We start from the raw sequence: 19,342 nt of genomic DNA on the forward strand, positions 1-19,342 counted from the left end.
CCTCTTTACTGCCGGGTGGCGCTGCGCTTACCCGGCCTACGAAAGCGTTTGGCACTTATGCCAGACAGAGCGTTGCGCGATGTTTGGCGGATTCGATCCCCAGCTCGATGAGCTCCATAATCTGGATTGCCTGGCTCGCCGGAACCGGATTTTCACCTGAACCGTTCAGCGCGTCACGAATTGCGGCGTAATACGCCGGATAGTTCCCCGGCTGGGTCAACACCGTCTCTTCGACCAATACCTCACCCTCCGCACGCGTCACCACCCCGTCCCGCATGTCGTAGCCCCAGTCCTCCTGCGGTAAGCGTTCGCCATTTTTGAGGCGCTCTTCCTGCGGATCCAGGCCGAACTTCACATAGCTGCCGCGCGCCCCGTGAAGGATATAGCGGGCCGATTCCGCCGCCGCAAGCATTGTCCCGTGCAGCACAATGCGCCGCTGCGGATAACTCAAAATGGCGTGGAAATAGTCGGTGGTCTGCGCCCCCGGCCTGAGCTGCGCTAAATCGACCGTCATGCTTACGGGCAGACCAAACAGATGAACGGCCTGATCGAGAAGATGCGGCGCTAAGTCATACCAGATGCCGCTGCCCGGTCCCGCCTGCTCGCGCCAGCGATCTCGCACCTGCGGACGATAACGATCGAAGTGAGACTCAAAAAAAGCAATTTCGCCGAGCGTGCCTTCGTTTATCAGCGCTTTGATCGTCAGGAAATCACTATCCCAGCGCCGGTTGTGAAAGACCGACAATAACCGACCCAGGCTTCGCGCCAGCGCATCCAGCTCGCGCGCCTGTGACAACGTCACGGTAAAAGGCTTATCGACAACGACATGTTTGCCAGCCTCCAGCGCCGCTTTCGCCAGGGGGAAATGGGTGTCGTTAGGGGTGGGAATGACAATAAGGTCAATATTAGGATCGTTAAACAGATGCTTAGGCTCCGTTACCACCGGCACGGCTGGCCAGTCGGCATGGACTTTGGTTTCATCGCTGCTTGTGATAGCCGCCAGTTCCATTCCCGGCGTGCCGGCAACCAGCGGCGCATGAAAGGTTTTGCTTGCGTACCCGTAGCCAATAAGACCGACGCGGATGTTTTCACTCATCGTATGCCCCCTCGCTGTGCGCTTATTTATCACTGGCCTTGTGCTTAACGCACAGATTAATAATGTGCCCTGTGAGTTAAAATAGCATCTCGCGACAGCTTTTTTTGTTACCTCGCATTAAAGTGTGTATATGGGGCCCGGGAATCGTTCCCAAAGCGCTTGCTCTGTCGAAAAGGCCGCTGTAACATTTGTAATCTGTATTTATGGATAAATTACAAACACAAAATATGTCATCAATAATTAATCGAATCATTGAATTAGCGGGATGGATTGTCCTTGGCGTTTCAGTCGTGTTGCTCGGCATTGCCAGCCATATCGATAACTACCAGCCGCCGGAGCCTGTTACTGTTGCTCAACAAAAGTAAGCCGCATCGTCATAAAGCGTGACACATTACGTCATGGAACGTATTGCCAGCCGTAATGAACGGGGTTACCCTTCTCTTCCAGGCATCTGCTGATGCCTGAATCTTCGCAAAGAAAACTCCTAATTTCGTCGCGTTACCCGAGTGGACAGTTTACGTCTTTATTAATCCGTTTATTATTCGAACGCATTACCTTTATGGGTATTACCCTTTTATATGGAAACTTATTAATATGACAGTTCAGGACTATTTATTAAAATTTCGCAAGATCAATTCCCTCGAAAGCCTGGAAAAACTGTTTGACCATCTGAACTACACGCTGTCGGATAATCAGGACATCATCAATATGTACCGCGCGGCTGACCATCGTCGCGCCGAACTCGTCTCTGGCGGTCGTCTGTTCAACGTGGGGGAAGTACCTAAATCTGTCTGGCGTTACGTTGTATAAGAAAGTAGCCTTCGGCGTGAAATGTTATATACTCTCCGCCCTGCAAATTTCTGTATAACATTTCGCGCAGACTATGGGAGAGCGTATGACCGCATTGCCTGGAGAGAGAATTGGGGGCTGGTTAATCGCCCCGCTGGCATGGCTGCTGGTGGCTTTATTAAGCGCTTCGCTGGCGCTGTTGCTTTACACCACTGCACTGGTTACTCCTCATGCTATCCAGACACTGATGTCTCAGAGCGCGCTCAATATTGCGACGTGGTTTGTGTCATTCGTTTTCGCAATCGCGATGTGGTACTACACGCTTTGGCTGACCATCGCCTTCTTCAAACGCCGCAAAAGCGTGCCGAAACATTACATTATCTGGCTGCTGGTCTCCGTGCTGCTTGCTGTCAAAGCGTTCGCTTTTTCGCCAGTTTCTGACGCACTGGCGGTTCGCCAGCTACTCTTTCCGTTGCTTGCAACGGCGCTTCTGGTGCCCTATTTCAAGCGGTCGACGCGCGTTAAGAAGACCTTCGTTAACCCGTAATAACCTTACAGTTAACCTGTTGTGGCCTGTTGTCGTTTATCCGATAATAGGCGGCTCTTTTATTTCAGGCTAAATAATGACCGATTACTTACTGCTCTTTGTCGGAACTGTGCTGGTTAATAACTTCGTACTGGTGAAGTTCCTTGGCCTGTGCCCGTTTATGGGGGTCTCCAAAAAGCTGGAGACGGCAATGGGCATGGGGCTGGCCACCACCTTCGTGATGACGATGGCCTCCATTTGCGCATGGCTGATTGATACCTGGATCCTGATCCCGCTGGACATGCTCTACCTGCGCACCTTGTCCTTTATTCTGGTCATTGCGGTGGTGGTGCAATTTACCGAAATGGTAGTGCGTAAAACCAGCCCTGCCCTGTATCGCCTGTTGGGTATTTTTCTGCCCCTCATCACCACCAACTGTGCTGTGCTGGGCGTGGCGCTGCTCAACATCAACCTTGGGCATAATTTCATGCAGTCGGCGCTGTACGGTTTTTCCGCGGCGGTCGGTTTCTCTTTTGTTATGGTCCTGTTCGCGTCGATTCGCGAGCGACTGGCAGCGGCGGATATTCCCGCGCCGTTTCGCGGAAACGCCATCGCTCTGGTGACCGCAGGTTTAATGTCTCTGGCCTTTATGGGCTTTAGTGGTCTGGTGAAGTTGTAATGAGTGCTATCTGGATTGCCATCGCGTCCATCAGCGTACTGGGACTCGTCTTTGGCATCATTCTGGGTTATGCCTCCCGCCGGTTTGCGGTGGAGGACGATCCGGTGGTTGAAAAAATTGATGAGCTTTTGCCGCAGAGCCAGTGTGGGCAGTGCGGCTACCCTGGCTGCCGTCCTTACGCTGAGGCGGTGGGCGTGCAGGGAGAAAAGATCAACCGCTGCGCGCCGGGTGGCGAAGCGGTCATGCTTAAAATAGCTGCCCTGCTGAACGTCGATCCGCAGCCTGTCGACGGCGATGAACAGGCGCAGGAGCCCGTTCGTGCCCTTGCTGTTATCGACGAAGCCAACTGCATCGGCTGCACCAAATGTATTCAGGCGTGCCCTGTCGACGCCATTGTAGGCGCAACCCGCGCCATGCACACCGTTGTGGCGGACCTGTGCACCGGCTGTAACCTCTGCGTGGCCCCCTGCCCGACGCAGTGTATAGAACTCCGCCCGGTTGAAACGACGACCGAAAGCTGGAAATGGGATCTTCAGACCATTCCGGTTCGCAATATTCCTGTGGAACAACATGCTTAAGTTATTTTCTGCTTTCAGAAAAGAGAAGATCTGGGACTTCGACGGCGGTATCCATCCCCCGGAAATGAAAACCCAGTCAAACGGCACGCCGCTGCGTCAAATTCCGCTGGCGACCCGCTACGTGATGCCATTGAAACAGCACATCGGCGCGGAAGGCGAGCTGTGCGTGAAAGAAGGCGATACCGTCCTTCGCGGCCAGCCGCTGACCTTTGGTCGTGGACGTATGTTGCCGATACATGCCCCGACTTCGGGCAAGGTGGTGGCTGTTGCCCCCCATACCGTTGCCCATCCCTCGGCGTTGTCTGAGCTGAGCGTCATCATTGAAGCCGACGGGGAAGATCTCTGGATCGATCGTGACGGCTGGAGCGACTACCGTTCCCGCAGCCGTGAAGCGCTGATTGAACGCATTCATCAGTTTGGCGTAGCAGGTCTTGGAGGCGCTGGCTTCCCGACCGGCGCCAAGCTTCACGGCGGCGGCGATAAAATCGAAACGCTGATTATTAACGCCGCCGAGTGCGAACCGTACATCACCGCCGATGATCGTCTGATGCAGGACTGTGCCGCGCAGGTGGTGGAAGGTATTCGCATTCTTGCGCATATCCTGCAACCCCGCGAAGTGCTGATCGGTATTGAGGACAATAAACCGCAGGCCATTTCGATGCTGCGTGCGGTACTGGCGGACAGCCATGATATCGCCCTGCGCGTGATTCCAACCAAATACCCGTCCGGCGGGGCGAAGCAGCTGACGCAGATCCTGACCGGAAAACAGGTCCCCCACGGGGGCCGTTCGTCCGATATCGGCGTGCTGATGCAAAACGTGGGTACTGCCTACGCGGTGAAACGTGCGGTGATTGACGGAGAGCCATTGACCGAACGCGTCGTCACGCTGACCGGCGAGTCCGTCTCCCGTCCCGGCAACGTCTGGGCGCGTCTGGGTACGCCGGTGCATCATCTGCTGGAACAGGCTGGCTTCTGCCCGGGGAGCGAGCAGATGGTCATTATGGGCGGCCCGCTGATGGGCTTTACCCTGCCGTGGCTGGATGTGCCAGTGGTGAAGATTACCAACTGCCTGCTCGCCCCTTCCCCAACGGAGATGGGCGAAACGCAGGAAGAGAAAGGTTGTATACGCTGTAGCGCCTGCGCGGATGCGTGTCCGGCAGACTTGCTGCCGCAGCAGTTGTACTGGTACAGCAAAGGCCAGCTGCACGATAAAGCCCAGGCGCATAACCTGGCTGACTGTATTGAATGCGGTGCCTGTGCCTGGGTCTGCCCAAGCAATATTCCGCTGGTGCAGTACTTCCGTCAGGAGAAAGCCGAAATCTACGCTATCTCCATGGAAGAAAAACGTGCCGCTGAAGCGAAGGCTCGCTTTGAAGCGCGCCAGGCGCGACTGGAGCGCGAGAAACAAGCCCGTCAGGAACGCCATAAGCAGGCTGCCGTGCAGCCTGCGGCGAAAGATCAGGATGCGATTAACGCTGCCCTCGCCCGTGTGCGGGAGAAGAACGCGACTGCCGCTCAGCCGGTAGCGATCGTGTCTGGCCAAAAGCCGGACAATAGCGAAGCGATTGCCGCCCGCGAAGCGCGTAAAGCCGAAGCGCGCGCACGTCAGGCGGAGAAGGCGCAAAACGCCAAACCGGAAGCCGACACAGACCCGCGTAAAGCGGCGGTGGAAGCGGCTATCGCCAGGGCAAAAGCCCGTAAAGCCGGTCAACAGACAGTGGTGGTTGAACAGGAAGCGACCGATCCGCACAAGGCGGCCGTTGAAGCCGCTATCGCCCGCGCCAAAGCACGTAAAGCGGCACAGCTTCAGCCTGCCGAAGAGAGTGAAGCGCCTGTCGACCCACGTAAAGCCGCCGTTGAAGCGGCCATCGCCCGTGCCAAAGCACGAAAAGCGGCACAGCAGGACGAACGGCCTGCGGCCGCCAACGACGATCCACGCAAAGCCGCAGTCGCCGCCGCGATTGCGCGTGTTCAGGCAAAGAAAGCCGCGCAGCAAGCCGTTAACGAGGATTAAATGGTTTTCAGAATTGCAAGTTCCCCTTACACCCATAACCAGCGCCAGACATCGCGTATTATGATGCTGGTGTGCCTGGCCGCGTTGCCAGGTATTGCCGTACAGTGTTGGTTTTTCGGCTGGGGTACGCTTTTCCAGTTAGTTCTGGGTTGCGCCAGTGCCGTCGCAGCGGAAGCAGCGATCCTGAAGCTGCGCAAAATGGAGGTGACTCGCATCCTGAGCGATAACTCCGCCCTGTTGACCGGCCTGTTGCTTGCCATCAGCATTCCCCCGTTCGCCCCGTGGTGGATGGTAGTATTGGGTACGGTATTTGCGGTGATCATCGCCAAGCAGCTGTACGGTGGGCTGGGCCATAACCCGTTTAACCCGGCAATGATTGGTTACGTGGTGCTACTGATCTCCTTCCCGGTACAGATGACCAGCTGGCTGCCGCCGCATGAGATCGCCGCCACGGTGCCCGGCTTTATGGATGCCCTGAACGTTATCTTTACTGGCCACACCGCGATGGGCTCGGATATGAACGCGCTTCGCATGGGCGTGGATGGCATCAGCCAGGCCACCCCGCTCGATACCTTCAAAACCTCCCTGCGTGCCGGCCACAGCGTCGAGCAGGTGATGAAATCGTCTATTTACAGCGGCGTACTGGCGGGTGCGGGCTGGCAGTGGGTCAATCTGGCCTACCTGTTGGGCGGTGCCTTCCTGCTGCAACAAAAAGCGATCCGCTGGCATATTCCGGTGAGCTTCCTGGTGACGCTGGCCGTCTGTTCAACGCTCGGCTGGGTCATCTCACCTGAGTCACTGGCCAGCCCGCAGCTCCATCTGCTCTCCGGCGCGACCATGCTCGGGGCATTCTTTATTCTGACCGATCCGGTCACCGCCTCTACCACCAACCGAGGTCGTCTGATTTTCGGCGCGCTCGCGGGCTTGCTGGTCTGGCTTATTCGCAGCTTTGGGGGCTATCCGGACGGCGTGGCATTTGCCGTACTGCTGGCTAACATCACCGTTCCGCTCATCGACTACTACACGCGTCCACGCGTGTACGGTCATCGCTAAGGGTTACGCCATGCTAAAGACTATGCAAAAACACGGCGTCACGCTGGCGATCTTCGCCGCCGCCCTCACCGGGCTGACCGCGCTGGTAAATGAACTGACGAAAAGCACCATTGAAGAGCAGGCAATGAAGCAGCAAAAGGCGTTGTTCGATCAGGTGATCCCATCAGACTTCTATGATAATAACCTGCAAAAAAGCTGCTTTGTCGTGCAGGCCCCGCAGCTCGGTAAAGGAACACACCGCGTTTATATTGCCCGTAAGGGCGAGAACCCGGTGGGTGCCATCATGGAAGCCACCGCGCCGGACGGTTACTCTGGCGCAATTCAGCTGCTGGTAGGCAGCGATTTTTCCGGCACCGTGCTGGGTACGCGCGTGACGGAACATCACGAAACGCCGGGCCTTGGCGACAAAATTGAAACACGCCTGAGCGACTGGATTTTACACTTTGCCGGTAAGATGATTCATGGCGAGGACGATCCTGCTTTCGCGGTGAAAAAAGATGGCGGTGAGTTTGACCAGTTCACGGGCGCCACGATTACGCCCCGCGCGGTCGTCAACGCCGTCAAACGCGCCGGTCTGTATGCCGAAACGCTGCCCGCGCAGATCAATCATCTTTCCGCCTGTGAGGAGTGACCATGAGCCAGGTTAAAGAGGTTATCGTCCAGGGACTCTGGAAGAACAACTCGGCATTGGTACAGCTGTTGGGATTGTGCCCGCTGCTGGCGGTGACGTCTACCGCCACCAACGCGCTCGGGCTGGGGCTGGCGACCACGCTGGTGCTGACCCTGACCAACTTCTCCATTTCTGTTTTGCGCCGCTGGACGCCATCGGAAATCCGTATTCCGATTTATGTCATGATCATTGCATCGGTGGTCAGCGTCGTGCAAATGCTAATTAACGCCTACGCATTTGGCCTGTACCAGTCGCTCGGGATCTTCATTCCGCTTATCGTGACTAACTGTATTGTCGTGGGACGCGCTGAAGCCTTCGCGGTGAAAAACAACCCGGCAATTTCCGCGCTGGATGGGTTTTCCATCGGCATGGGCGCGACTGCCGCCATGTTCGTCCTCGGCTCTCTGCGTGAAATTCTGGGCAACGGTACGCTCTTCGACGGTGCGGACGCGCTGCTTGGCGGCTGGGCGAAATCGCTGCGTATCGAGGTGTTCCATACGGACACCCCATTCCTGCTGGCCATGCTACCGCCAGGCGCATTCATTGGCCTTGGAATGATGCTGGCGTTAAAATACCTGATTGATGAAAAACGTAAACGCCGCGCCGCTGAACGCAGCGTACAGGAAGGGATCCCCGAGAAAGCAGTATGAATAAAGAGAAACGCATTGCGATCCTGACGCGCCTGCGCGATGAGAATCCTCATCCAACGACAGAGCTGAATTTTAACTCGCCGTTTGAACTGTTGATCGCGGTGCTGCTCTCTGCGCAGGCCACTGACGTGAGCGTCAACAAAGCCACGGCCCTGCTCTACCCTGTAGCCAACACGCCGCAGGCCATGCTGGAGATGGGGGTTGAAGGGGTAAAATCCTATATCAAGACCATCGGCCTGTTTAACAGTAAGGCCGAAAACGTCATTAAGACCTGCCGGATCCTGCTTGAGCAGCACGGCGGTGAAGTCCCGGAAGATCGCGCAGCGCTGGAAGCTTTGCCAGGCGTCGGGCGTAAAACGGCAAATGTCGTGCTCAACACGGCGTTTGGCTGGCCGACGATCGCCGTGGACACTCACATCTTCCGCGTTTCTAATCGCACCCGGTTCGCGCCGGGTAAAAACGTGGAAGAGGTGGAAGAAAAGCTATTAAAAGTGGTCCCTGCGGAATTTAAGGTGGATTGCCATCACTGGCTAATCCTTCACGGGCGCTATACCTGTATTGCACGTAAGCCACGCTGCGGCTCCTGCATTATCGAAGATCTCTGTGAATACAAAGAAAAAGTCTATCCCTGAAGGTACATACACTTGTTACTGTTCAAGCCCTTAGATTAAATAAGGGCTCTGATATCTTCTCCCTTGGCCGTAATTTTCCCTCTCATTGTCCATAAAGCGTTGTCGATTCTGCGGATATTTAACACTCAAACAGGTTAATAGTTTTTTCATCACCAAAAATTTCTATACATCTGTGATCGCGATCACTCTGATAACTTAATGTTGGATTTTTGTTGTTAAAACCCTCTCCACGCCTTTGCCAGACAAGATCTCATCGTTTACTCACCGCATATAAGACCAGTCATTTTTCAGAATATGGGCTATATCACTACCTTTCACCCAAAATAGCAGAACATATCGCCATACAGCCATTCATCAGGGTCATTTACAGTGAAAAAAACCACAAATTCTCAACGGATGAAATTTAACGCTGCATAACATTTGCGTGAACCGATGATTATACCGCCACAGTTATATGTAACAGATTATTACAAACGTATTGCCAGATGGGGCTGGATAGTGAACATTACCCGCCGTTTCCCCTCCCAATATAACTATAAAGCGGATGGACTACGGTCATCACGCTATGAACACCCCCGTTAATATGGGATGTAAAAAAAGAGGTATATGTGTCTACTGCAAACAATAAACCAACAGATGAGAGCGTAAGTCTTAACGCTTTCAAACAGCCTAAAGCGTTCTATCTCATTTTCTCTATCGAATTATGGGAGCGTTTTGGCTACTACGGCCTGCAAGGGATTATGGCCGTTTACCTGGTTAAGCAACTGGGTATGTCCGAAGCCGATTCCATCACGCTGTTCTCGTCCTTCAGCGCTCTGGTCTATGGCCTGGTCGCCATCGGCGGCTGGTTAGGCGATAAAGTTCTCGGTACGAAACGTGTCATTATGCTGGGCGCCGTGGTTCTGGCGATTGGCTATGGCCTGGTTGCATGGTCCGGGCACGATGCGGGCGTGGTATACATGGGCATGGCTACCATCGCGGTAGGTAACGGCCTCTTTAAGGCTAACCCGTCCTCCCTGCTTTCTACCTGCTACAACAAAGATGATCCGCGTCTGGACGGTGCATTTACCATGTACTACATGTCCATCAACATCGGTTCATTCTTCTCTATGCTGGCAACTCCATGGCTGGCCGCGAAATTCGGCTGGAGCGTAGCGTTTGCGCTGAGCTTCGTGGGTATGCTGATCACTGTTGTGAACTTCCTGTTCTGTCGCAGCTGGGTTAAAGATTATGGTTCTAAACCAGACTTCGAACCCGTGCATATGGGCAAACTGCTGGCAACCATCGTCGGCATTGTGATCCTGGCCGCTGTCGCGACCTGGCTGCTGCACAACCAGGGTATTGCACGTGCCGTACTGGCCGTGGTTGCGCTGGGTATCGTGATTATCTTCGCTAAAGAAGCCTTCGCGATGCAGGGTGCGGCACGTCGTAAGATGATTGTGGCGTTCATCCTGATGCTGGAAGCGATTATCTTCTTCGTCCTGTACAGCCAGATGCCAACGTCCCTGAACTTCTTCGCAATCCGCAACGTTGAGCACTCCATCCTGGGTATCGCGTTCGAGCCGGAGCAGTACCAGGCACTGAACCCGTTCTGGATCATGATTGGTAGCCCGATTCTGGCCGCTATCTATAACAAGATGGGCGACCGTCTGCCGATGCCGCACAAGTTCGCTATCGGTATGGTGCTGTGCTCTGGCGCATTCCTGGTGCTGCCGCTGGGGACGAAATTCGCGACCGACGCGGGTATCGTGTCTGTTAACTGGCTGATCCTGAGCTATGCGCTGCAATCCATCGGTGAACTGATGATCTCCGGTCTGGGCCTGGCGATGGTTGCACAGCTGGTCCCTCAGCGTCTGATGGGCTTCATCATGGGTAGCTGGTTCCTGACGACCGCTGGCGCAGCCATCATTGCAGGTAAGATTGCGAACCTGATGGCGGTTCCGGACAACGTTACCGACCCGCTGGTCTCCCTGAACGTCTACGGCACCGTGTTCATGCAAATTGGTATCGCGACAGCCGTAATTGCCGTGCTGATGCTGCTCACCGCACCAAAACTCAATCGTATGACGCAGGACGACGACAAATCCGCTAAAGCGATCAACACCGCGAACGCGTAATGTCATCGGGAAACGACTGAACAGAAGCCGCTAATTGATTAGCGGCTTTTTTTTTATCTGAACGCGCACTAACATAGCGGGAACCTCAGCAAAAAGGAGTTACCGATGAAACTGTTCTATAAACCGGGCGCCTGCTCTCTTGCTTCGCATATCACCCTTCGCGAGAGCGGTAAGGATTTCACGCTGGACGGCGTTGACCTGATGAAAAAGCGCCTGGAAAACGGGGATGACTTTTTTGCGATTAACCCAAAAGGGCAGGTTCCGGCCCTGCTGCTGGATGACGGTACGCTGCTGACCGAAGGCGTGGCGATTATGCAGTACCTGGCCGACAACGTGCCTGATCGTCAGCTGCTGGCACCAACAGGCAGTATCTCTCGCTATAAAACCCTTGAGTGGCTTAACTACATCGCGACCGAGCTGCACAAAGGCTTTACGCCGCTGTTCCGCCCGGATACTCCGGAAGAGTACAAACCGACCGTACGTGCGTTGCTTGAGAAAAAGATGCAGTACATTAATGAATCACTGAAAGACGATCAGTGGATCTGCGGTGCGCGTTTCACCATTGCTGATGCGTATCTGTTTACCGTTCTGCGCTGGGCGCGCGCGGTGAAGCTGAACCTGGAAGGATTAGATCATATTGCGTCGTATATGGAACGCGTAGCGGCACGCCCTGCGGTTGCAGCGGCGCTGAAGGCAGAAGGGTTGAATTAATCCGAGCGCGCTGTATTGCCGGGTGGCGCTGCGCTTACCCGGCCTACACTATCCCTGCTCTTACAATTGGGTTGCGCTGAAATAATGCTCGGGCTTCGCGATGCGATCCTGCGCCGCGACCACCTGGAGCTCATATTCCTGCATCGTCTTCGTCGCAATCATGATTTCATAAACGGCTGCGGTCACATGCTCAAGCGCATCCCGCAGAGCCGTCCCCTGGAGCAACTTCACCAGCAGCAGGCCGCTGGTCACATCGCCCACTCCTACCGGCTGACGAGTACCGAAATCCACCAGCGGTCGACTGATGTGCCAGGCTTCATCCTTCGTCACCAACAGCATTTCAAAACGGTCCTGGCTCAACCCTGCGCGTGCCAGGTGCTTAACCAGCACAATCTCTGGCCCCTGGGCGAGGAGCTCGCGAGAGGCGCGTACAGCCTCTTCTACACTGTTGACCGGATGCTCGCACAGGATCTCAAGTTCAATCAGATTTGGCGCAATAATATCGCTGGCGGGCAATGCATGACGGACATGAAACTCCGCAACGCCCGGCGCGACGATGCAGCCTTTTTCCGGATGTCCCATCACCGGATCGCAGAAATATTTCGCCGCGGGGTTTGCCGCTTTCACCTGGCGCACAATGCCGAGGATATGTTCCCCCTGCTCCGCCGAACCCAGATAACCGCTCAGTACGGCATCGCAGCGTTTAAGCTGGTCGACATCCGCAATCCCCTGAACGATCTCCGTCAGGTGCGACGGCGGCATCACGCAGCCGGTCCATTTACCGTACTGGGTGTGATTCGAGTACTGGACGGTATTGAGGGGCCAGACGTTGGCCCCGAGGCGGCGCATCGGGAATTCCGCAGCGCTGTTGCCAGCATGTCCAAAAACAACGTGGGACTGAATGGCGAGGATGTTCTTCATGTTGTACTTACCAAACCCTGTCAAAACAAAAGGGGCGTGGTTTCCCACGCCCCTGCGTACTTTTAATTACTTCCAGCAGACCAGACAGTAATTTTTCTTACCGCGACGCAGCAGCGTGTAGCGACCATAGAGACGGTCGTTCTCGGTAAAGGTGTATTCCGGATCGGCCTGTTTTTCGCCATTAATGGTGATCGCGTTAGAGGCGATGGTTTTACGCGCCTGACCGCGAGACGGCTGGAGCTCGGAGTCCACCAGCGCCTGCATCAGATCGGCGCCTTTTTCCATCTCTACCATCGGCACGCCATCCTGCGCCAGCTGTTGGAAGTCCGCTTCGCTTAAATCGCTCAGGGTCCCGTTGAACAGGCTCGCCGTAATGCGTTTCGCCGCTGCCAGACCTTCTTCACCGTGAACCAGTTTAGTCACTTCGTCGGCCAGCACATACTGGGCGCGCGGTGCTTTACCGCTGTTCTTGTCTTCTTCTTCAAGCGCATTGATTTCTTCGATATCCATAAAGGTGAAGAATTTCAGGAAGCGATAAACATCGGCATCCGCCGTGTTGATCCAGAACTGGTAGAATTTGTACGGGCTGGTTTTCTTCGGATCCAGCCATACTGCGCCGCCTTCGGTTTTACCAAACTTGGTACCGTCTGCTTTGGTGATCAGCGGCACGGTCAGACCAAACACCTGATTCTGGTGAAGGCGACGGGTCAGATCGATACCGGAGGTGATGTTACCCCACTGATCAGAACCGCCAATTTGCAGCGACACGCCGTGCAGCTTGTTCAGGCAGGCGAAGTCATACCCCTGCAACAGGTTGTAGGAGAACTCGGTGAAAGAGATACCCTGATCGTCACGGTTAAGACGCTGCTTGACCGCTTCTTTGTTAATCATCTGGTTAACAGAGAAGTGTTTGCCGATGTCACGCAGGAACGTCAGCACGTTCATGCCACCAAACCAGTCGTAGTTGTTCGCCGCAATCGCAGCGTTGTCACCACAGTTGAAATCCAGGAACGGTGCAACCTGTTTACGGATCTTATCCACCCACTCCTGCACGGTGTCTTCGGTATTCAGCTTACGCTCAGCGGCTTTGAAACTTGGGTCGCCAATCAGACCAGTCGCACCGCCAACCAGGGCAACAGGCTTATGACCCGCCATCTGGAAGCGTTTCAGGCATAACAATGGAACAAGATGCCCCAAATGCAAGCTGTCAGCGGTGGGATCGAAGCCGCAATAGAGCGCGATCGGGCCTTGCGCCAGTCGCTCTGCTAACGCTTCCTCGTCCGTCACCTGGGCTACCAGGCCCCGCTCTTGCAATTGTTTAATCAAGTTACTGCTTGCCATCAAATTCTCCATGTATAAACGACTGCACCTTTGCCGGTACACGACTTTTCGCCTGATGCGAAAGGACCATAGAATAAAGCGCCAGCGCGGTGTGCGCTAGCGCTTAAATCAACAAATTTTGGGGATTACGGTGCCAGTCGGTCTATTTTCCAGCCACCGTTGTCGCGCTGGTATAAAAAGCGGTCGTGCAGGCGGTGCTCACCGCCCTGCCAGAATTCCATCTGCTCAATGGGGATGCGGAACCCGCCCCAGAAACTCGGCAGCGGCACTTCACCCTGCTGAAACTTCTGTTTGAGTTCGAGGAATTTACTTTCAAGTACGCCGCGGGCCGAGATTCGGCTGGACTGTTTAGAAACCCAGGCGCCAATCTGACTGTCGCGCGGTCGGCTGTGGAAATATTTCACCACTTCGAGCGTAGAAAGGCGCTCTGCCTTGCCGGTAACCATCACCTGGCGCTCAAGCATATGCCACGGGAAGAGCAGGCTAATACGCGGATTATTTTCCAGGTGATGCGCTTTACGACTACCAAGGTTGGTGTAGAACACCAGCCCTTTCTCGTCATAATGCTTAAGAAGAACGATGCGTTGATACGGCTGACCGTTTTCATCAACCGTGGCAACGACCATCGCCGTCGGGTCGGCCAGTTTCGCTTCGCAGGCCTGTTTCAGCCAGCGTTCAAAAAGCACCAGCGGTTCGGCGGGAAGATCCTGGCGGCGCAGACCGCCTTTGGTGTATTCACGGCGCAGATGCGCAATTTGCTGTAGTTCGTCGTTATCTGACATGGCGTTAGCTGAAAGTGAGGTTGGGTGGCGCTATTGTGCGCGCCCCCTTCAAAAATCTCAACGCTTCGGATTTTCCAACTGACAATTGTTCAGCACAATGCGGTCTCGCTTATAGACGGTGGCGCTGTCACCTTTTGACCAGAAGACGTAGATCCCATCCGTGTAACGCGCCCCGGAGGCGGACATCCCCTGCTTCAGCGTCAACAACTTATTGTCATAAACAAAGCTGGCTTCCTGGCGAGTGTTGTTCAGCTTCACCGTCAGCGGTTTTTCATCACAACGATATTCCAGCGTATCGGTTTGCATACGCTCAACGAACTGGTTATAGACGCTGCATCCGGTCATAAGAAAAGGTACAGCAATGAGAAGAATTTTTTTCATGGGCAGATTCCGAAGACTATCCTGGTCCTGGAGGGCCTAACCGCCCTCCTGATTTTCCTATTTTACGGGTTATGCCTCCCGCTGAATTTCAGTTAACTCTGATTATGGCGCGGATTTGCCGGGAAAATAGCACCGAGGACGCTCGCCTCTCGCGCACCGGTTACGGAGGGTAAATTCCCAGGCAGACCGGCAACCGTACGCCAGGCAAGCCAGGCGAAGGCCAGCGCTTCCATGTCGTCTCCGCTGATCCCGGCTTCGTCAGTGGTCGTGACTTCGGTGCCCGGCAGCAGGGCGGCGAGGCGTGCCATCAGGAGCGGGTTGCGGCTTCCGCCTCCGCATACCAGCAGACGCTCGCACCCGCCGCTGAGCAACACTTGTTCAGAAATCGACACGGCGGTAAGCTCAGTCAGCGTAGCCTGCACATCCTGAGGCGCAAGGCCGGGGAAGCGTGCCAGCTGACGTTCAAGCCAGCCGTAGTTGAAATACTCTCGCCCCGTGCTTTTCGGCGCGGGCAGGGCAAAGAATGGATCGCTTAACAGGGCTTGCAGCAAGGGAAGGATCACTTTCCCCTGGCTGGCCCACTGCGCGTCTTTGTCGTAGGGTTTACCGTTCTGACGCCAGATCCAGGCATCCATCAGCATATTACCGGGCCCGGTATCGTATCCACGCACGGGCTGCCCGGGAATGAGCATTGACAGGTTGGCAATCCCGCCAATGTTCAGAACCATTCTGCGCTCCACCGGGTGCGCCAGCAGCGCCTGATGAAATGCCGGAACCAGCGGCGCCCCCTGCCCGCCGAGGGCCATATCGCGACGACGGAAATCCCCCACCACCGTCACGCCGGTTTTTGCCACAATCTGGTTATTATCGCCAATTTGCATCGTGTGCGGCGCCTCGCCGACAGGTTCATGCCAGACGGTCTGCCCATGGCAACCTATTGCCACGACATCCTGCGGATGAAGTCTTTCTTGCTGCATCAGGGCCAATACCGCATCAGCAAACAGCGCCCCCAGACGCACATCCAGTTGGCCCAGTTGGGAAAGCGTCAGCTGTTGCCCCTGGCAGATGCTCAGGATCTCTTCTTTTAACGAGACCGGAATAGGCCAGGTCAGGCTTGCCTGCTGCGCCACCATGTTTTCATCAATGGCGGCCAGAACGACATCCACACCGTCAAGACTGGTACCAGACATCACACCGATATAGCGACCCGATTTCATGCGCTTTCCTTACGTTACATGGGCTAAGTGCAACCACTCCATCATAAATAACGCTGCTTTGCTATCCGGTGATAATATTTTTTAACAATCTCAGACCTGTAGCACAGACGATTTTTGTTTATGTCCCGTTAAGCCCTGTTCAGGTAAAATTTATCTATTCGGCATGCAAAGATATGAACTGTGGTCAGGAATGCCATATAATTTAGCCATAACGGATGCCCCAACCGGGCGTTTTTTGGTGAACAGGAGAGTCAAATGATTTTACGTGTACTGGGCGTTTCGCTGATTGGTTTAACACTGGCGGGTTGTGTGAACGACAATTCACTCTCCGGCGACGTATATAGTGCTTCTGAAGCTAAACAGGTACAGAACGTGACCTACGGTACTATCGTTAATGCCCGTCCTGTTCAGATTCAGGGTGGTGATGACACGAACGTCGTGGGCGCAATCGGTGGTGCTGTGCTGGGTGGTTTCCTGGGTAACACCATTGGTGGCGGCACCGGTCGCTCTCTGGCTACCGCAGCAGGCGCAGTTGCAGGCGGCGTAGCGGGTCAGGGCGTTCAGGGTGCGATGAACAAAACTCAGGGCGTTGAGCTGGAAATCCGTAAAGACGATGGCAGCACCATTATGGTTGTGCAGAAACAGGGTAATACTCGCTTCTCTGCAGGCCAGCGTGTTGTACTGGCAAGCAACGGTAGCCAGGTCACCGTCTCCCCGCGTTAATATCCCGACGGATGCGGTCCTTTCGGGCCGCATCCATTTACAAAAACTATCATTTTAAAAAATGTATTTATAAAAATACATTCACACGGCGTATAATTAATTCCCTCTGATATTGTTCCTGCGCAAAGTATTTTTTATTTCCCTCCTTTAGACTCGTCTGATTCTCTTTTTCCTCTTTTTAATTTTTTAACATTCTATGCTTGCGAACTGTCGATTTGTAATGAACCGCTTTGTGGCCTTTGCACTTGGGTGCATTTTTATCATTGCCGTGTTACAAGGTTGTTTTATAAAACTTGTTGAATGGGTTCCTTCATTCTCTCCGCTATTTTTCCCTACGCTCACTATTTTTCTTCTGGTATTCCATCTGTTTATCGCCTGTTTTATGGCAATGAAATACTGGTGTGATAAAAAACGGCTATATCTCGTTCCGATTGCGTCAGCCTTTGCCGGTTCAGCACTGCTGATGGTGGGTACGCTATCCAGTTTTCCAGGTTGGCTGGATCTCTATCAGTTCAACGAGGCGAACTATAATGACGCGATGATCTTTTATATGTTCCGACACCTCTTAATGGCGGTGCTCATGATGGCCTCAGCCTTACTTTATACGCTTCGCGTTTCCCCCCTTTCACGAAGCACCCACATCGGTATTGTTGTCGGATCGGCTCTCTTTACGGGCTGCATGCTTTGGCTGGCGTGGTTCTATTCCAGCCATTCCACGACGTTAACCCTGGATCTTGTGGATAATGAAACCCGGCAGTTCATGATTCTCTGGAGCCAGACCATCAACATCATTTTGGTCATTCTTTGGGTTGTCACATTAATCACCCTGATGGTCGTGACCCGGATAAGAAATTTGTTCTGGGCGGGCGGCAATTTTTTATGCGTCTGTTATGTCGTCACGCTGTTAATGCTGTTGTTAGGCGGATACGTAGAAGATGTTTCATGGTACCGCGCCCGGTTATTCGAAACTGTCGCGACATTAATGATTATTTTCATTTTGCTTTCCGACGTCTTTAATTTGTATCGTGACTCGCACGTCAAATACCAGCAGTCGTATCAAAATTCAATCCGCGACCCGCTTACCCGTCTTTATAATCGCAGCTATTTTTATGATTCATTAAACTACGCCCTCAGCACTGTAACGGAGGCACACCCGGTATCGGTGGTAGTAAGCGACCTTGACCGTTTCAAGCGTATCAACGACTGTTACGGGCATTTGCAGGGCGATAAGGTATTACAGTTCGTCTCTAATCTGCTGACGGATTCCGTGCGCCCCCAGGATATCGCGGCCCGAATCGGTGGTGAAGAGTTTGTGTTGATGCTGACAAATACCCCTTCAGACGCCGCGCGGCAGGTGGCCGAGCGCATTCGCCTCAAGCTGAGCGGGTTTGATAAAGCCAGCAGCGGCGGTCATCTGCCGGAACCCATTACCATCAGCATGGGCGTATTCACCGCAACCTCGCCGGAAACCAGTGCGGAAACCTGCGTGGAGAGCGCGGATAAAGCCATGTATGAGGCAAAAGAGACGGGGCGCAACCGGGTGGTGGTGTTCAGATAATAAGAAAGGCCTTGATTTCGCAAGGCCTTTACGTTCGGTCAGTCGCGAGACTGCAGATCGTGGATGTTCTGCTCAAGACGGGCGATGAGTCCTATCAGCATCTCCAGCTCAGCGGGGGAAATACCTTCAAGGATCTCCCCACGCGTTTTACTGATGACAGCTTCCATCTCAGTAATAATCGGGGCCGCTTTTTCCGTCAATTTGATCCGCTTGGCGCGACGGTCGCTGGCGCAGGTTTGTCGGGAGATAAGTCCCTTCTCTTCCAGTTGGTCAAGAGTGCGCACCAGTGACGGCTGCTCAATGCCAATCGCTTTTGCCAGTTGGATCTGTGACTGGTCGGGCGGGAGCTGATGAATGTTATGCAGCGTAACCCAGTGCGTCTGCGTGAGTTCCAGAGGTTTCAGGCGATGGTCAATCAGAGCACGCCAGATGCGTACCAACCTTGCCAGATCAGAACCTAATGGCGATTCCAATTTCATCTCCTTATAATTAGCTTGCTAAGTGATTATAGTGATTTTAGAATAGTTTGCAGTATTTGTATTGCCAAAACAAATGCAATCACGGTATTCATCATTCCTGAAAGGATGATTTACACTGAACGGTAATGCGCCATCGCATTGAAATATGCCATTGTGGCCCTCACCCCACTGCAAAGGATCACTGCTTGTGACGTTCTTTTCCCTCTCCGCAGGGTTGCCCCTCCAGGATCTGATTGTCGGCGCATCGGTCTACTTTCCGCCACTGTTTAAAGCCGTGATGGTCGGTTTTGTGATCTGGCTCATTGCGCATCGTCTGCTGCGCGACTGGATGTATTCCGGTGAAATCTGGCACCCGATGTTAATGGATCTCTCCCTGTTTACCCTTTCCGTCTGTCTTGGCCTTGCCGTGTTAACCGTGTGGTGAG

The 19,342-nt window shown here is 54.1% G+C and carries 22 protein-coding genes; 15 read left to right on the forward strand and 7 right to left on the reverse strand.

Features of this window, described 5'->3' with window-relative positions:
- Positions 1-55: 55 nt before the first annotated feature.
- Complete coding sequence (locus IPZ49_RS05140; protein ID WP_032624357.1) at positions 56-1,096, reverse strand: oxidoreductase; 1,041 nt, start codon at positions 1,094-1,096, stop codon at positions 56-58.
- A gap of 239 nt (positions 1,097-1,335) precedes the next feature.
- On the opposite strand from IPZ49_RS05140, the gene blr reads away from it, so the two are divergent.
- From blr to gstA, 12 genes are all read left to right on the forward strand, one after another.
- Positions 1,336-1,461, forward strand: coding sequence for a division septum protein Blr (blr, locus tag IPZ49_RS05145; RefSeq protein WP_151884424.1), 126 nt, complete (start codon positions 1,336-1,338; stop codon positions 1,459-1,461).
- A 229-nt stretch (positions 1,462-1,690) separates the two neighbouring features.
- On the forward strand, positions 1,691-1,906 hold the full coding sequence (ydgT, locus tag IPZ49_RS05150; protein ID WP_000217941.1) for a transcription modulator YdgT: 216 nt from the start codon (positions 1,691-1,693) through the stop codon (positions 1,904-1,906).
- An 85-nt stretch (positions 1,907-1,991) separates the two neighbouring features.
- A complete protein-coding gene (locus IPZ49_RS05155) occupies positions 1,992-2,432 on the forward strand; it encodes a DUF2569 domain-containing protein (RefSeq protein WP_015570663.1) in 441 nt (146 codons plus the stop codon).
- A 76-nt stretch (positions 2,433-2,508) separates the two neighbouring features.
- On the forward strand, positions 2,509-3,090 hold the full coding sequence (rsxA, locus tag IPZ49_RS05160; RefSeq protein WP_022647920.1) for an electron transport complex subunit RsxA: 582 nt from the start codon (positions 2,509-2,511) through the stop codon (positions 3,088-3,090).
- Complete coding sequence (gene rsxB, locus IPZ49_RS05165; RefSeq protein ID WP_015570664.1) at positions 3,090-3,668, forward strand: electron transport complex subunit RsxB; 579 nt, start codon at positions 3,090-3,092, stop codon at positions 3,666-3,668. Before rsxA ends, rsxB begins: the two co-directional genes overlap by 1 nt.
- A complete protein-coding gene (gene rsxC / locus IPZ49_RS05170) occupies positions 3,661-5,682 on the forward strand; it encodes an electron transport complex subunit RsxC (RefSeq protein WP_063146032.1) in 2,022 nt (673 codons plus the stop codon). The genes rsxB and rsxC overlap by 8 nt, the downstream gene beginning before the upstream one ends.
- Entirely contained in the window at positions 5,683-6,735 is a 1,053-nt protein-coding gene (rsxD, locus tag IPZ49_RS05175; RefSeq protein ID WP_046620111.1) for an electron transport complex subunit RsxD, read from the forward strand. It abuts the gene before it with no gap.
- 10 nt (positions 6,736-6,745) lie between these two features.
- Positions 6,746-7,366, forward strand: coding sequence for an electron transport complex subunit RsxG (gene rsxG, locus IPZ49_RS05180; RefSeq protein ID WP_038415952.1), 621 nt, complete (start codon positions 6,746-6,748; stop codon positions 7,364-7,366).
- A 2-nt stretch (positions 7,367-7,368) separates the two neighbouring features.
- The gene (locus IPZ49_RS05185) at positions 7,369-8,055 is read left to right on the forward strand and encodes an electron transport complex subunit E (RefSeq protein WP_003857592.1); all 687 of its coding nucleotides are present in this window, start codon (positions 7,369-7,371) and stop codon (positions 8,053-8,055) included.
- Complete coding sequence (gene nth, locus IPZ49_RS05190; protein ID WP_063146033.1) at positions 8,052-8,687, forward strand: endonuclease III; 636 nt, start codon at positions 8,052-8,054, stop codon at positions 8,685-8,687. The genes IPZ49_RS05185 and nth overlap by 4 nt, the downstream gene beginning before the upstream one ends.
- A 608-nt stretch (positions 8,688-9,295) precedes the next feature.
- Positions 9,296-10,804 carry a dipeptide/tripeptide permease DtpA gene (gene dtpA, locus IPZ49_RS05195; protein WP_022647916.1) on the forward strand — a complete coding sequence of 503 codons (1,509 nt, stop codon included), beginning with the start codon at positions 9,296-9,298 and terminating at the stop codon, positions 10,802-10,804.
- A 105-nt stretch (positions 10,805-10,909) separates the two neighbouring features.
- Positions 10,910-11,515, forward strand: a complete 606-nt coding sequence (gstA, locus tag IPZ49_RS05200; protein WP_023299960.1) for a glutathione transferase GstA — start codon at positions 10,910-10,912, stop codon at positions 11,513-11,515.
- A gap of 60 nt (positions 11,516-11,575) precedes the next feature.
- Here gstA and pdxY read toward each other — a convergent pair whose 3' ends face one another.
- From pdxY to anmK, 5 genes are all read right to left on the reverse strand, one after another.
- Positions 11,576-12,436 (reverse strand): pyridoxal kinase PdxY, encoded by an 861-nt coding sequence (gene pdxY, locus IPZ49_RS05205; protein WP_063146034.1) that lies wholly within the window; start codon positions 12,434-12,436, stop codon positions 11,576-11,578.
- Between the two features lie 66 nt (positions 12,437-12,502).
- The gene (gene tyrS / locus IPZ49_RS05210) at positions 12,503-13,777 is read right to left on the reverse strand and encodes a tyrosine--tRNA ligase (RefSeq protein ID WP_063146035.1); all 1,275 of its coding nucleotides are present in this window, start codon (positions 13,775-13,777) and stop codon (positions 12,503-12,505) included.
- A gap of 125 nt (positions 13,778-13,902) precedes the next feature.
- A complete protein-coding gene (gene pdxH, locus IPZ49_RS05215) occupies positions 13,903-14,559 on the reverse strand; it encodes a pyridoxamine 5'-phosphate oxidase (RefSeq protein ID WP_003857601.1) in 657 nt (218 codons plus the stop codon).
- Positions 14,560-14,616: 57 nt separating this feature from the next.
- Positions 14,617-14,946, reverse strand: coding sequence for a C-type lysozyme inhibitor (gene mliC / locus IPZ49_RS05220; RefSeq protein ID WP_113788023.1), 330 nt, complete (start codon positions 14,944-14,946; stop codon positions 14,617-14,619).
- 86 nt (positions 14,947-15,032) lie between these two features.
- Positions 15,033-16,157 (reverse strand): anhydro-N-acetylmuramic acid kinase, encoded by a 1,125-nt coding sequence (gene anmK, locus IPZ49_RS05225; protein ID WP_063146037.1) that lies wholly within the window; start codon positions 16,155-16,157, stop codon positions 15,033-15,035.
- A gap of 255 nt (positions 16,158-16,412) precedes the next feature.
- Here anmK and slyB point away from each other — a divergent pair, with 255 nt between their 5' ends.
- Positions 16,413-16,880 carry an outer membrane lipoprotein SlyB gene (gene slyB, locus IPZ49_RS05230; protein WP_022647910.1) on the forward strand — a complete coding sequence of 156 codons (468 nt, stop codon included), beginning with the start codon at positions 16,413-16,415 and terminating at the stop codon, positions 16,878-16,880.
- A 196-nt stretch (positions 16,881-17,076) separates the two neighbouring features.
- Positions 17,077-18,438 carry a GGDEF domain-containing protein gene (locus IPZ49_RS05235; RefSeq protein ID WP_063929030.1) on the forward strand — a complete coding sequence of 454 codons (1,362 nt, stop codon included), beginning with the start codon at positions 17,077-17,079 and terminating at the stop codon, positions 18,436-18,438.
- A 38-nt stretch (positions 18,439-18,476) separates the two neighbouring features.
- Here IPZ49_RS05235 and slyA read toward each other — a convergent pair whose 3' ends face one another.
- Positions 18,477-18,917 (reverse strand): transcriptional regulator SlyA, encoded by a 441-nt coding sequence (gene slyA, locus IPZ49_RS05240; RefSeq protein WP_032623345.1) that lies wholly within the window; start codon positions 18,915-18,917, stop codon positions 18,477-18,479.
- A 187-nt stretch (positions 18,918-19,104) separates the two neighbouring features.
- Here slyA and IPZ49_RS05245 point away from each other — a divergent pair, with 187 nt between their 5' ends.
- On the forward strand, positions 19,105-19,341 hold the full coding sequence (locus IPZ49_RS05245) for a DUF1656 domain-containing protein (protein WP_022647907.1): 237 nt from the start codon (positions 19,105-19,107) through the stop codon (positions 19,339-19,341).
- Position 19,342: the final 1 nt, after the last annotated feature.

This window comes from Enterobacter cloacae complex sp. S2 (genome assembly GCF_015159675.1).
Taxonomy (GTDB): Bacteria; Pseudomonadota; Gammaproteobacteria; order Enterobacterales; family Enterobacteriaceae; genus Enterobacter; species Enterobacter intestinihominis.